Origin of the sequence: Pseudomonas cedrina subsp. cedrina (assembly GCF_001983175.1) — a bacterium.
Lineage (GTDB): Bacteria > Pseudomonadota > Gammaproteobacteria > Pseudomonadales > Pseudomonadaceae > Aquipseudomonas > Aquipseudomonas cedrina.
On record NZ_MNPW01000006.1, the window covers coordinates 185,118 to 199,062 of the forward strand.

Below are 13,945 nucleotides of genomic sequence, written 5' to 3' on the forward strand. Positions count from 1 at the left end.
CACAGCCAACGGCAGGAGTTCATCCTTTGCCGAGCATAGACGCCCTCGCCGATCGCTTATCGGCCTACCTCGGCCCAGACCAGGTCAACCTGGTCCGCCGAGCGTATTTCTACGCCGAACAAGCCCACGACGGCCAACGCCGCCGCAGTGGCGAGGCGTATGTCACCCATCCTCTTGCGGTGGCAAACATTCTTGCCGACATGCACATGGACCATCAGAGCCTGATGGCCGCGATGCTGCATGACGTGATCGAAGACACCGGCATCGCCAAGGAAGCGCTCAGCGCGCAATTTGGCGAAACCGTGGCCGAGCTGGTCGACGGGGTCAGCAAACTGACCCAGATGAATTTCGAGACCAAGGCCGAGGCCCAGGCGGAAAATTTCCAGAAAATGGCCATGGCCATGGCGCGCGATATTCGCGTGATCCTGGTCAAGCTCGCCGACCGGCTGCACAACATGCGTACGCTGGAAGTGCTCTCCGGCGAAAAGCGCCGGCGCATCGCCAAGGAAACCCTGGAAATCTACGCGCCCATCGCCAACCGGCTGGGCATGCACGCCATTCGTATCGAATTCGAAGACCTCGGCTTCAAGGCCATGCACCCGATGCGTTCGGCGCGCATCTACCAGGCGGTCAAGCGCGCCCGGGGCAATCGCAAGGAAATCGTCAACAAGATTGAAGAGTCGCTGAGCCATTGCCTGGCGATCGACGAGATCGAGGGCGAAGTCAGCGGCCGGCAAAAGCACATCTACGGCATCTACAAGAAGATGCGCGGCAAGCGTCGGGCCTTCAACGAAATCATGGACGTGTACGCGTTCCGGATCATCGTCGACAAGGTCGATACCTGCTACCGCGTGCTAGGCGCTGTACATAATTTGTACAAACCCTTGCCTGGGCGCTTCAAGGATTACATTGCCATTCCCAAGGCCAACGGCTATCAGTCGCTGCATACCACGCTGTTCGGTATGCATGGCGTGCCGATCGAGATCCAGATCCGTACCCAGGAAATGGAAGAGATGGCCAACAATGGCATCGCCGCCCATTGGCTGTACAAATCCAGCGGCGACGAGCAGCCCAAGGGCACCCATGCCCGCGCCCGCCAGTGGGTCAAGGGCGTGCTGGAAATGCAGCAACGTGCGGGTAACTCCCTCGAATTCATCGAAAGCGTAAAGATCGACCTGTTCCCCGACGAGGTCTACGTGTTCACGCCCAAGGGCCGGATCATGGAGCTGCCCAAGGGCTCCACGGCCGTCGACTTTGCCTACGCGGTGCATACCGACGTGGGCAACAGCTGCATTGCCTGTCGGATCAATCGTCGTCTCGCGCCGCTGTCCGAACCGCTGCAGAGCGGCTCCACGGTCGAGATCGTCAGCGCTCCGGGCGCGCGCCCCAACCCGGCCTGGCTCAACTTCGTGGTCACTGGCAAGGCGCGCACGCACATCCGTCACGCCCTGAAATTGCAGCGCCGCTCCGAGTCCATCAGCCTCGGCGAACGCTTGCTCAATAAAGTGCTCAATGGTTTCGACAGTGCCCTGGACAAGGTTCCCACAGAGCGCGTGCAGGCGATGCTCCACGAGTATCGCCAGGAAACCATCGAAGATCTGCTGGAAGACATCGGCCTGGGCAACCGCATGGCCTACGTGGTCGCCCGCCGCCTGTTGGGCGAAGGCGAACAGCTGCCAAGCCCGGAAGGCCCCCTGGCGATTCGCGGTACCGAGGGCTTGGTGCTGAGCTACGCCAAATGTTGCACGCCAATCCCGGGCGATCCGATTGTCGGCCACCTGTCCGCCGGCAAGGGCATGGTCGTGCACTTGGACAACTGCCGCAACATCACCGAAATCCGTCACAACCCGGAAAAATGCATCCAGCTTTCATGGGCCAAGGATGTCACCGGCGAATTCAACGTCGAGCTGCGGGTGGAGCTCGAGCACCAGCGAGGCCTGATCGCCCTGCTCGCCAGCAGCGTCAACGCGGCCGACGGCAATATCGAGAAAATCAGCATGGACGAGCGCGATGGTCGCATCAGCGTGGTCCAACTGGTAGTCAGTGTGCACGACCGCGTGCACCTGGCCCGTGTGATCAAGAAGCTACGCGCCTTGACCGGTGTGATCCGCATCACCCGCATGCGGGCATAGCCCTTCAAATACGTCATCACCTCTTACAAGGAGTCATAAATGACCAAGACCGTTATCACCAGCGACAAAGCCCCGGCCGCCATCGGCACTTACTCCCAGGCGATCAAGGCGGGCAACACCGTCTACATGTCCGGCCAGATCCCGCTGGACCCAAAGACCATGGAACTGGTTGAAGGCTTTGAAGCACAGACCGTCCAGGTCTTCGAAAACCTCAAGTCGGTTGCCGAGGCCGCCGGCGGTTCGTTCAAAGACATCGTCAAGCTAAACATCTTCCTCACCGACCTGAGCCACTTCGCCAAGGTCAACGAGATCATGGGCAAGTACTTCGAACAGCCGTACCCGGCCCGCGCCGCCATCGGCGTTGCTGCCCTGCCAAAGGGCGCACAGGTTGAAATGGACGCGATTCTGGTCATCGAGTAAAACACCCGGCGCAGCCCCCCATAGGCTGCGCCGAATTCGTTTTAAAAGGATTTCATGATGCGCAAAGCGCTTGTAGCCTCATCCATGCTCGCCCTGTTGCTCGGCGGCTGCGCCAGCAACCCTGCCGACCTGGATGTGAGCGGCACCTGGATCAACCAGGTCGCCATCGATGCGGCAGCCAAGGGCGGCCCTTTGCGCGAAGCCCTGCAGAGCTATGGCCCGAACCTCGAGTGGGAGGTCAATACCAAGGCCTCGCAGGCGCGCTACTACAACGGCTTTGAAGTAGCGGAAGGCAAGTTGCTGGGTGGAAAATCCGACGCCTGGAGCGTGGATTTCTACGGCAGCTCCGCCACCGAACTCAAGCGCAAAGGCAAACAACTGCTGCAAGTGGCCAACGACAACGAGCCTGAGCAGCTGTTTGCCCGTTCCAAAGACCCGGCTCCGGAAGGCGCGCCATTGGGTGCCAACTTCGAGCGGGCGCTTTATGCGGCTTACATGGGCGGCGACTGGAAGATCACCGACGGCTTTGGTAACGGCGCCATCGTGCAGTTCCAGGCCGACGGCAAAGTGGTCGGCCTGCCCAGGGTTGATCGGTATTCCCTATGCCTGGCGGGCGATTGCGCCTCCATGAGCGGCGGCTATGACAGCATCTGGCTGCAACTGAATGGCCAGGGCAACCCTTGGATTTTTACGCGCAAGGGCAAGCAGCTGGAAATCTTCCAGGCGATCAATACGGCGCAGACGGATGAGGTGCCTCAGTTCACCCCAGGCCCGCGCCAATGGCTGCTTGAAAAGCAATAACCAGCCTCGCCCAAATCCAAATGTGGGAGCTGGCTTGCCTGCGATAGCCATAGGTATCTACACAACTTTCAAAGGCTGACAAATCTCCGTGTAGTGAGCGGGCTTGTCCCGCGCTGGGCTGCGAAGCGGCCCCAACCCAGGCGACCTTGTTCTATCTGAAACTCTGCGGTGTCTTTATTGGGGCGGCTTCGCCACCCAGCGCGGGACAAGCCCGCTCACTACAAAAATGTGTAGATACCTATGCTGCGATAGCGGTTTATCCGTCACCATCCTTGCTCGATGTGACGCCACCATCGCAGGCAAGCCAGCTCCCACATTTTTTAACCGCGTTTCAGCCTTTGAGAATAGCGGCATATCCTTCGCGGTAAGTCGGATAGGTCGGTGCCCAGCCCAGCGCCTTGATGCGCGCGTTGCTGCACTGTTTACTGCCGGCACGCCGCACGCTGGCATCCTCGGCCCACTCTGTTACACCCAGGTACTCACGCAACCACGCCACCACTTCTGCCAGCGGCGCGGGCGCATCGTCGACGCCGATGTAGACCTTGTCCAGCGAACCGCCCTTTTCCACATGCCGCAACAAAAAGGCCAGCAAGCCCGCTGCGTCGTCCGCATGAATCCGGTTGCCATATAAAGGTGGATCGACTGCTACACGGTAGCCTTGGCGCACTTGAGTCAGCAGCCATTCGCGGCCCGGTCCATAAATACCGGTCAGGCGCGCGATGCTGGCCGGGATGCCGCTATTGAGGGCCACTTGCTCAGCCTCCAGCATCACCTGCCCGGAATACCCCTTCGCCTGAGTCGGCGACGTTTCGTCGACCCATTCGCCATTCTGCTGCCCGTAGACGCTGCTGCTGGACACAAACAGCAGGTGTTTCGGCTCCTGGCCATAGTCGCCGAGCCATTCCAGCACATGTTTCAACCCTTGGACGTAAGCCGCGCGATAGCCGGCCTCGTCGTGGTCTGTCGCGGCGGCGCAGTACACCAGGTAATCCACCCCGCCGATGGGCCAGGTGTCGGGGCAATCCTTGCTGAACAGGTCGCCGGCAATGCCGATCACCCCGTCGGGCAGCCGTGAAATATCACGCCGCAGGCCATGAACCTCCCATCCAGAGACGAGCAATTGGCTAGCCAGCCGGCTACCCACATCGCCACAACCGGCAATCACAACAGAAGGCGCTGACATCACAAAACTCCGTACTGAAAGGTCTAGATTAGCGGTCACAGCAGACCGGCGGCCATAAAAAGCACAAATAAAGTTACTGTATTACTTTAGTTAACAAGAATTACTTGCAATAATAACCGCCCATTTGTCCTCGACCCCCAGGGTCTGGAAGGACGATCACTCATTTTTTTACTCAGGTCCGGCCAGCATGACACGTATGACAAACCCCGCTTCGCCAACCAAGCTTCACAGCCCATCCCGCGCCTGGCGCGCGATTGCTGCGCTGCTGTTCAGCGTTTTGCTGGCACCGACCGCCGCCTTCGCGGATGCCACGGCACCCGCCGCTCCGGCCGCCGCCGAGCAGAATGCAGCCACACCTGCCGCGCCCGCCGCCACCCCGGCCGCGCCTGCCACTGCCGATGACACCGGCGTAGTGCTGGAAGAAGACAACACACTGGGCATGGCCCATGACCTGTCGCCATGGGGCATGTATCAGAACGCTGACGTAGTGGTAAAAGCCGTCATGATCGGCCTGGCCATCGCCTCGATCATCACCTGGACCATCTGGATCGCCAAGGGCTTCGAGCTGCTGGGCGCCAAGCGCCGCCTGCGTAACGAAATCGTCCACCTGAAAAAAGCCACCACCCTCAAGGAAGCCAGCGAGAGCGCGACCAAGAAAGGCACCCTGGCCAATACCCTGGTGCACGACGCGCTGGAAGAAATGCGCCTATCGGCCAACGCCCGCGAAAAAGAAGGCATCAAGGAACGTGTTGCCTTCCGCCTGGAGCGCCTGGTAGCGGCCTGCGGTCGCAACATGAGCAGCGGCACCGGCGTGCTAGCGACCATTGGTTCAACTGCGCCGTTCGTCGGCCTGTTCGGTACCGTGTGGGGCATCATGAACAGCTTCATCGGCATCGCCAAAACCCAGACCACCAACCTCGCCGTCGTTGCCCCAGGCATCGCCGAAGCCCTGCTGGCGACAGCCTTGGGCCTGGTTGCGGCGATTCCTGCGGTGGTGATCTACAACGTCTTCGCCCGTTCGATCGCCGGCTACAAGGCCCAGGTATCGGACGCGTCGGCGGAAGTCCTGCTGCTGGTCAGCCGCGACCTCGATCACCTGCCTACCGAGCGCAGCTCGCAACCGCACATGGTGAAAGTGGGGTAATCGGCCATGGGCCTGCATTTGAATCAAGGCGACGACGAACTCGTCGAGAACCACGAAATCAACGTCACGCCGTTTATCGACGTGATGCTGGTGCTGCTGATCATCTTCATGGTGGCGGCGCCGCTGGCGACCGTGGACATCAAGGTCGACCTGCCCGCGTCCAGCGCCAAGCCGGCGCCGCGGCCGGAGAAACCGATCTTCCTCAGCGTCAAGGCGGATCAACGCCTGTTCTTGGGCGAAGAAGAAGTCAAGGCTGAAACCCTGGGCCCGGTGCTGGACGCCAAGACCCAAGGCAAGAAAGACACGACGATCTTCTTCCAGGCCGACAAGGGCGTGGACTACGGCGACCTGATGAGCGTAATGGATGCCCTGCGGGCAGCCGGCTACCTCAAGGTAGGCCTGGTCGGACTTGAGACGGCAGCCAAGAAATGATCACGACGCGCCACAAACTGACGCGTTATGGCACCAGCCTCGCCGTCGTGCTGGGCGTGCATGCCGTCGCGATCGCGATCGCGCTTCATTGGTCGGCGCCGCGCACGGTGCAGTTGCCCCCGGCTGCCATGGTCATCGACCTGGCACCGATGCCAGCACCACCGCCGCCGGCACCGCCCAAGGTCGTAACGCCGCCGCAACCGCCTGCACCGGTGGAAGAGCTGCCCCTGCCGAAACTGGCCGAGGCACCCAAGCCGACTATCCAGGTGCCCAAGCCGGTCAAGCCAAAGCCCAAACCGCAGCCGCCCAAGCCTGTGGAGAAAAAGATCGAGCCGCCCAAGGAGAAGCCGTCCGAGGACCCGCCGAGCGAAACACCACCGACCCAGGCGCCTGCTGAAAAATCGGCCCAGCCCGTTCCTGGCCCGTCGCCACAACAAATCGCCGCCAAGGCGTCCTGGGAAGGCACGCTGCTGGCGCACTTGCAGAAGTACAAGAAGTACCCGCCAGGTGCCCAGGCCCGTGGCAAGGAAGGGTTGAACCGCCTGAAGTTCGTGGTGGATGCCGACGGCAACGTGCTGTCCTACGAGTTGGTGGGCCGTTCCGGCAACGCCGACCTGGACCGCGCCACACTGGACATGATCCGTCGTGCCCAGCCGCTGCCCAAGCCTCCGGCCGACATGCTCAAAGGTGGCAGCATCGAAATCGTTGCACCGTTCGTGTACAACATCGAGAAGCGCCGCCGCTAACCACTGTGGGAGCTGGCTTGCCTGCGATAGCATCACCTCGAACTGCCTGATACACCGAGGTGTCTGCATCGCAGGCAAGCCAGCTCCCACAACATCGCTTCAGTAAAATCCCCGGAATTCGCCGCTCAATCCCCACCCAACTTCTGATAACGTGCGTCTATCGATTGCAGCCGGTATGCTTGGCCCGCAACCTCATGGACGCCCGCTATGACTCTTACAGAATTACGCTACATCGTTACCCTCGCCCAAGAGCAGCACTTCGGCCACGCGGCCGAGCGTTGCCACGTCAGTCAGCCGACGCTGTCGGTGGGCGTGAAGAAACTTGAAGACGAACTCGGTGTGCTGATTTTCGAGCGCAGCAAGAGCGCCGTGCGCCTGACCCCGGTGGGCGAAGGCATCGTGGCCCAGGCCCAAAAGGTGCTGGAGCAAGCGCAGAGCATTCGCGAACTGGCCCAGGCCGGCAAGAACCAACTGACCGCACCGCTGAAGGTCGGCGCCATCTACACCGTCGGGCCGTACCTGTTCCCGCACTTGATCCCGCAACTGCACCGCGTCGCGCCGCAGATGCCGCTGTATATCGAAGAAAACTTCACCCACGTGCTGCGCGACAAACTGCGCAACGGCGAGCTGGACGCGATCATCATCGCCCTGCCGTTCAATGAGGCAGACGTACTGACCCTGCCGCTCTATGACGAGCCTTTCTACGTACTGATGCCCGCTTCCCACCCCTGGACGCAAAAAGCCACCATCGACGCCGGCCTGCTCAACGACAAGAGCCTGCTGCTGCTCGGCGAAGGCCACTGCTTCCGCGACCAGGTGCTGGAAGCCTGCCCGACCCTGACCAAGGGCAACGACGGCGCCAAGCACACCACCGTGGAGTCCAGCTCTCTGGAAACCATTCGTCACATGGTCGCTTCGGGCCTGGGCATATCGATCCTGCCGTTGTCGGCTGTAGACAGCCATCACTACGCCCCCGGCGTGATCGAAGTGCGCCCACTGACGCCACCGGTGCCGTTCCGCACCGTCGCGATCGCCTGGCGCGCCAGCTTCCCACGGCCCAAAGCGATTGAAATCCTCGCCGACTCGATCCGACTCTGCTCGGTGGCCAAGCCGACTGCTGCGAGCTGAGCCAGGGTATGACTGAGCTGTCGCAGGTGTCGGTAACGGCACTCAAGGGTGTCGGTGAAGCCATGGCCGAGAAACTGGCCAAGGTCGGGTTGGAGAACCTCCAGGACGTGCTGTTCCACCTGCCCCTGCGCTACCAGGACCGAACCCGCGTGGTGCCCATCGGCCAGTTGCGCCCAGGGCAGGACGCGGTGGTCGAGGGCACCGTCAGTGGCGCCGATGTGGTGATGGGCAAGCGCCGCAGCCTGGTGGTGCGCCTGCAGGACGGCACCGGCGGCCTGAGCCTGCGCTTCTATCACTTCAGCAACGCGCAAAAGGAAGGCCTCAAACGTGGCACCCGCGTGCGCTGCTACGGCGAAGCGCGGCCCGGTGCATCGGGCCTGGAGATCTATCACCCGGAATACCGCGCCATCACTGGCGACGAACCGCCGCCGGTCGACACCACGCTCACACCGATCTACCCGCTCACCGAAGGCCTGACCCAGCAACGCCTGCGCCAACTGTGCATGCAGACCCTGGCCCTGCTGGGCCCGAAAAGCCTGCCCGACTGGTTGCCCCTGGAACTAGCCCGCGACTATCAATTGGCGCCGCTGGACGATGCGATTCGCTACCTGCATCACCCGCCGGCCGATGCCGATGTCGACGAACTGGCACTGGGTCATCACTGGGCCCAGCACCGCCTGGCCTTTGAAGAACTGCTGACTCACCAACTGTCCCAGCAACGCCTGCGCGAAAGCATGCGTTCCCTGCGTGCGCCGGCGATGCCCAAGGCCACGCGCTTGCCTGCTCAATACCTGGCCAACCTGGGCTTTGCGCCGACAGGCGCCCAGCAGCGCGTCGGCAATGAAATCGCCTACGACCTCAGCCAGAACGAACCGATGCTGCGGCTGATCCAGGGCGACGTCGGCGCAGGCAAAACCGTGGTCGCCGCCCTCGCCGCCCTGCAGGCCTTGGAAGCCGGTTACCAGGTGGCGCTGATGGCGCCCACCGAAATCCTTGCCGAGCAGCATTTCATCACCTTCAAGCGCTGGCTCGAACCGCTGGGCCTGGAGGTCGCGTGGCTGGCCGGCAAACTCAAGGGCAAGGTCCGCGCGGCGGCACTGGAACAGATCGCCGGCGGTGCACCGATGGTGGTGGGCACCCACGCGCTGTTCCAGGATGAAGTACAGTTCAAGAACCTCGCCCTGGTGATCATCGACGAACAGCACCGCTTCGGCGTGCAACAGCGCCTGGCCCTGCGCCAGAAAGGGGTGGGCGGACGCATGAACCCGCACCAACTGATCATGACGGCCACGCCGATCCCACGGACCCTGGCGATGAGTGCCTACGCCGACCTCGACACCTCGATTCTCGACGAACTGCCGCCAGGCCGCACGCCGGTCAACACCGTGCTGGTCACCGACACCCGGCGTGTCGAGGTGATCGAGCGCGTGCGCGGCGCCTGCGCCGAAGGCCGCCAGGCGTACTGGGTGTGCACGCTGATCGAGGAATCCGAAGAACTGACCTGCCAGGCGGCCGAAACCACCTTTGAAGACCTCACCAGCGCCCTCGGTGAACTCAAGGTCGGGCTGATCCACGGCCGCATGAAACCTGCGGAAAAGGCGGCGGTGATGGCCGAATTCAAGGCGGGTAACCTGCAATTACTCGTGGCCACCACGGTGATCGAGGTGGGGGTGGACGTGCCCAACGCCAGCCTGATGATCATCGAAAACCCGGAGCGCCTGGGCCTCGCGCAACTGCACCAGTTGCGCGGTCGTGTCGGCCGGGGCAGCGCGGCCAGCCATTGCGTGCTGCTCTACCACCCGCCGTTGTCACAGATCGGCCGTCAGCGCCTGGGCATCATGCGTGAAACCAACGACGGTTTTGTCATCGCCGAAAAAGACCTCGAGCTGCGCGGCCCCGGCGAAATGCTCGGCACTCGCCAGACCGGCCTGCTGCAATTCAAGGTGGCCGACCTGATGCGCGACGCCGACTTGCTCCCCGCCGTGCGCGATGCGGCGCAAGCGTTGATGGAGCGCTGGCCGGAACATGTCAGCCCGTTGCTGGATCGCTGGCTCAGGCACGGGCAGCAATACGGTCAAGTGTGACGCCCCGACGCACTTAACCGACCTACAGGTGTGTCAAGCTGGTTATACTTCGACGACTGTACGAAATTGGATCAGGCCATGTCAGAAGTCGCCCTCGCCACAGCCCCACTGACCGCCCCGCCGGTCATTCGGGCTCTGCTCGCAAAACTCGCCGTCCCCTACGCGGAAGTCGCCGATCTACCGGGCCTGAATCCTGCACGAAAGGTCCAGGCCGTTTTGCTGGAAGACGCGGTGGGTGCGCTGATGGTGCTATTTCCGCAGAGCCAGTTGCTCGACCTCAACCGCCTCACCGAGCTCACCGGGCGCCGCCTCACGGCCGTGTCGCCGGATCGCGTCAGGCGCATGTTGGACAAGCATGACCTGAGCCTGCTGCCGGGCCTGCCGCCCCTCACCAGTTCGCCGTGCCTGTACGAAGGCAGCCTGCTCGACGAGCCGAGCCTGCTGGTGCACTCGGGCGAAGCCGGGTTACTGCTGGACATCCCCAGCGACGCCTTCAAGACCATGCTCACCAAGGCCAGCGCCGCGCATTTTGGCGAGCCGCTGAGCAACATTCGTCCCAACCTCGACCGTCCGAACGACGACCGCGAGGAAATCACCCAGGCGATGCAGGCGTTCACCGCGCGCCGTATCCAGCAGCGCCTGGAAGCGACGATCGAGATCCCACCGCTGGCGGACACTGCGCAAAAGATCATCAAGCTGCGCGTCGACCCCAACGCCACCATCGATGACATCACCAGCGTGGTGGAAACCGACCCCGCGCTGGCCGCGCAGGTCGTGAGCTGGGCGGCGTCGCCGTACTACGCGTCGCCGGGCAAGATCCGCTCGGTGGAAGACGCGATCGTGCGCGTGCTGGGTTTTGACCTGGTGATCAACCTGGCGCTGGGCCTGGCCTTGGGCAAGACCCTGAGCCTGCCCAAGGACCACCCGCACCAGGCCACGCCGTACTGGCACCAATCCATCTACACCGCCGCCGTGATCGAAGGCCTGACCCGCGCCATGCCCCGCGCCCAGCGCCCGGAAGCCGGCCTGACCTACCTGGCCGGCTTGCTGCACAACTTCGGTTATCTGCTGCTGGCCCACGTGTTCCCGCCGCACTTCTCGCTGATCTGCCGGCACCTGGAGGTCAACCCGCACCTGTGCCACAGCTACGTCGAGCAACACTTGCTGGGCATCAGCCGCGAACAGATCGGTGCCTGGCTGATGCGTTACTGGGACATGCCGGACGAACTGTCCACCGCCCTGCGCTTCCAGCACGACCCGACGTACGACGGCCAATATGCCGAGTACCCGAACCTGGTGTGCCTGGCCGTGCGCCTGTTGCGCAGCCGCGGCATCGGCTCGGGGCCGGATGAAGCGATTCCGGATGCATTGCTGGAGCGGTTGGGGTTGAGCCGTGACAAGGCTGAGGAAGTGGTGGGCAAGGTGTTGGATGCAGAGGTGTTGTTGCGGGAGTTGGCGTCCCAGTTCAGCCAGGGCTGAATCCGTCGCCTGTCGGACCGCTATCGCAGGCAAGCCAGCTCCCACAATTAACCGCATTCCAAAGTTGGAACTCGGTCACCTGTGGGAGCTGGCTTGCCTGCGATGAATTCAACTCGGTCTGACTGAAGCCCCTCAGCCCTATTTACTGCGCAGCTGGTTTACCTGGCTCTACCGCCAGAAGCAGATCATCAAGAATCGCTTTGCCCATTTCGCACAGATAATGCGCGGCGAACGCGAACCTCTCCGCCCGGGGATCCATGGCGGCCTCAAGCGAGAGCATCTGCGCCAGGCCAAGCACATGCGCGGCGTGTTCGACAGCTTCCCGAAGCGGGACGCCTGCGTTTACACGGAAGAGCTTTAAATCGCTTTTGTTCTCGCCACAGTCTGCGAAGGTGGCGGCGCCAATGGTTTTTGTTGAGGTGAGGGTAAAAGGTGTTTCGTAAGGCATAACTAACTCCCTTTGCATGAACAAAAAGAGCTGCCCCGAACGTTTCCAGGCGAAAGGTGGCAGCTGTACGCGGGCTGGAAACCGAGGCAAAAGGAACCCGGCAGACCCGAGGGTCTCCCACGCACAGCCGCCAAAAAGCACAAACATCAGGCATAAAAAAAGCGCCTGCTGATTGTTTGACGACGCTGTAGCGTCCTTAAGCATCGGGTTTCCAGGCCCGGTCGCTGATGAGCAGCGACGCGAGGGAGGTTAGCGCGATGGGCTTTGGGCTGCAACTTGTAGAGTGAGTAGGATCTTTCTGGTTGATGCGAAGGCGGTGAGCCAGGGACAACTCTGTTGCTTGTTACACCGCTATCGCAGGCAAGCCAGCTCCCACAATTGACCGCATTCCAAAGTTGGAACACCGCCACCTGTGGGAGCTGGCTTGCCTGCGATGAAGTCACCTCGGCCTGACTGAAGCCCTACTTCTTTTTCTTCGGCTTCAAATACTTGGTCAACCCCTGGAACCAGATCACCAGCGCCGGGTTGCCCTTGATCTGGATCGATTTGTCCTGGATTCCCGTCATGAACGCCAGTTGCTTGTTCTTCGCCTGCAGCGTGGCGAAGCCATAGGCGGCATCCTTGAAGGCAATAGCAAACGCCGGCGCAGGGTGGACACCCGAGCGGCTGGTGATGCGCTGGTCTTTGACGATGAAGTGGCGGGCAACCTTGCCGTCGAGGGTCTGCAGCTGGAAGGCCAGGTCTTTGTCACCCAGTTGCTGCTGGAAGGCAGGATTGGTGCGGCTGGCTTTGCCCATCATCAGGCCCAGCACCCACAACAGAAGACGAAATTTCATGCACACGGCCTCGGTGTAATTATTGAGTGGCCGCAGCAGTTTAACGATTTGCTAAAAGAACGCCACCGATCTTGCGCATTAGCGGAAGATCGGCTGGCGTTTGACGCTTATAGCAGCATGTTACTTAAACGTTAGGGCACGGCACTGGCGCCCAGTCGGCCAGGTTTGGATTGGTGCAGTTGAGTTTGAGCTGCGAATCACCCGCGCTGGCAACCTGTTTGCTTTCAGCTTGCTTGGCCTGCACGGTCTGGAGGCTCTTCTCGGTGGTCACTGCTTCTTGTGGCACCACTGGCAATTCTTTCTTTTTCGCCGGTTTGACGATTTTCTTGCCTTTGGCCGGCGGAGTCACCGATGTGGTGTCGGCGGTGGCGACGGTGACCACGTCGGCACGTTGTACGCCGACCTGCTGCAGGTCTTTCTCGTATGCCTGGGTGTAGTTGTTGAGGTCTTCGGCGGCTTTGCCGTTGACCGCGACGATCAGGTCATTGGACTCTTTCAGGCCCGAAACGATTTCCGCCAGGCGCTTGCGGCCTTCGCTGTCGTTGACAGTCTTGGCCTTGCGGTCGGCCACCAGCTTGGTGAACGCGTTCTGATAGCACTGCTGCGACGCCTTGGCGTAAGCGGTGCTGCGGTCGATGTCGGAGGCGCGTTTGTTGACGTCAGTCGCGTAGGACGCAATGCGTTGATTGTCATCGGCGATCTGCTTCTGACGCTCGGTGTAGTAACCCGCAGCGCCGCCCGCCAGGGCGCCGCCGGCGGCACCGATGGCCGCGTTACGACCGCGTTTTTCTTTGTCGCCGGTCAATGCACCGAGCAATGCACCGCCCGCCGCGCCGATGGCCGCGCCGGTCACGACCGACTGGGTCATGTTCGAATCGGTCGCACGCAAGTGCTGCACCGGCTCGTAGCAGTTGGGGTAGTACTCGACCTTGGTGCTCGACGCGACCTTGGAGGCCGGCGACGTGGCGCAACCGGTCAGCACAGTGCTGAAACCGGCCGCGATCAGCAGCAAGTGACGCTTGGAAACCGCCTTACGGGAAAAAAGCATAGGTGTGTTCTCGTTTAAGTTTGACTTGCCCAGCACGGCCCACCGCCGCCTGAGTCCCTTCCAA

The 13,945-nt window shown here is 61.8% G+C and carries 13 protein-coding genes; 9 read left to right on the top strand and 4 right to left on the bottom strand.

Annotated elements, in window-relative coordinates; genetic code table 11:
* The first annotated feature begins 26 nt into the window (after positions 1-26).
* Genes spoT through BLL36_RS14220 form a run of 3 tightly spaced genes read left to right on the top strand, consistent with a single transcriptional unit; the run spans position 27 to position 3,353 of the window.
* Positions 27-2,132, top strand: coding sequence for a bifunctional GTP diphosphokinase/guanosine-3',5'-bis pyrophosphate 3'-pyrophosphohydrolase (gene spoT / locus BLL36_RS14210; RefSeq protein ID WP_076952044.1), 2,106 nt, complete (start codon positions 27-29; stop codon positions 2,130-2,132).
* Positions 2,133-2,171: 39 nt separating this feature from the next.
* Entirely contained in the window at positions 2,172-2,552 is a 381-nt protein-coding gene (locus BLL36_RS14215) for a RidA family protein (protein WP_003176922.1), read from the top strand.
* 57 nt (positions 2,553-2,609) lie between these two features.
* Positions 2,610-3,353: a hypothetical protein gene (locus BLL36_RS14220; RefSeq protein ID WP_076952045.1), complete on the top strand. Its 744-nt coding sequence runs from the start codon at positions 2,610-2,612 to the stop codon at positions 3,351-3,353.
* Between the two features lie 331 nt (positions 3,354-3,684).
* Here BLL36_RS14220 and BLL36_RS14225 read toward each other — a convergent pair whose 3' ends face one another.
* Complete coding sequence (locus tag BLL36_RS14225; protein WP_076952046.1) at positions 3,685-4,536, bottom strand: SDR family oxidoreductase; 852 nt, start codon at positions 4,534-4,536, stop codon at positions 3,685-3,687.
* A gap of 187 nt (positions 4,537-4,723) precedes the next feature.
* On the opposite strand from BLL36_RS14225, the gene exbB reads away from it, so the two are divergent.
* The 6 genes from exbB (at position 4,724) to BLL36_RS14255 (ending at position 11,549) form a co-directional block, all read left to right on the top strand.
* On the top strand, positions 4,724-5,680 hold the full coding sequence (gene exbB, locus BLL36_RS14230) for a tonB-system energizer ExbB (protein WP_076952047.1): 957 nt from the start codon (positions 4,724-4,726) through the stop codon (positions 5,678-5,680).
* A 6-nt stretch (positions 5,681-5,686) separates the two neighbouring features.
* Positions 5,687-6,112: a TonB system transport protein ExbD gene (exbD, locus tag BLL36_RS14235; protein WP_003195519.1), complete on the top strand. Its 426-nt coding sequence runs from the start codon at positions 5,687-5,689 to the stop codon at positions 6,110-6,112.
* Positions 6,109-6,858 carry a TonB family protein gene (locus BLL36_RS14240; protein ID WP_076952048.1) on the top strand — a complete coding sequence of 250 codons (750 nt, stop codon included), beginning with the start codon at positions 6,109-6,111 and terminating at the stop codon, positions 6,856-6,858. Before exbD ends, BLL36_RS14240 begins: the two co-directional genes overlap by 4 nt.
* 207 nt (positions 6,859-7,065) lie before the next feature.
* Positions 7,066-7,986: a hydrogen peroxide-inducible genes activator gene (locus BLL36_RS14245; RefSeq protein WP_076952049.1), complete on the top strand. Its 921-nt coding sequence runs from the start codon at positions 7,066-7,068 to the stop codon at positions 7,984-7,986.
* An 8-nt stretch (positions 7,987-7,994) separates the two neighbouring features.
* On the top strand, positions 7,995-10,070 hold the full coding sequence (gene recG, locus BLL36_RS14250; protein WP_076952050.1) for an ATP-dependent DNA helicase RecG: 2,076 nt from the start codon (positions 7,995-7,997) through the stop codon (positions 10,068-10,070).
* A gap of 78 nt (positions 10,071-10,148) precedes the next feature.
* Positions 10,149-11,549, top strand: coding sequence for an aminoacyl-tRNA deacylase and HDOD domain-containing protein (locus BLL36_RS14255; RefSeq protein WP_076952051.1), 1,401 nt, complete (start codon positions 10,149-10,151; stop codon positions 11,547-11,549).
* Between the two features lie 142 nt (positions 11,550-11,691).
* On the opposite strand, the gene BLL36_RS14260 is transcribed toward BLL36_RS14255, so the two are convergent.
* The 3 genes from BLL36_RS14260 to tagQ form a co-directional block, all read right to left on the bottom strand.
* Complete coding sequence (locus BLL36_RS14260) at positions 11,692-11,997, bottom strand: DUF3077 domain-containing protein (RefSeq protein WP_076952268.1); 306 nt, start codon at positions 11,995-11,997, stop codon at positions 11,692-11,694.
* A 461-nt stretch (positions 11,998-12,458) separates the two neighbouring features.
* Entirely contained in the window at positions 12,459-12,833 is a 375-nt protein-coding gene (locus BLL36_RS14265; protein WP_069077358.1) for a helicase, read from the bottom strand.
* Positions 12,834-12,957: 124 nt separating this feature from the next.
* Positions 12,958-13,881, bottom strand: coding sequence for a type VI secretion system-associated lipoprotein TagQ (tagQ, locus tag BLL36_RS14270; RefSeq protein ID WP_076952052.1), 924 nt, complete (start codon positions 13,879-13,881; stop codon positions 12,958-12,960).
* Positions 13,882-13,945 lie beyond the last annotated feature (64 nt).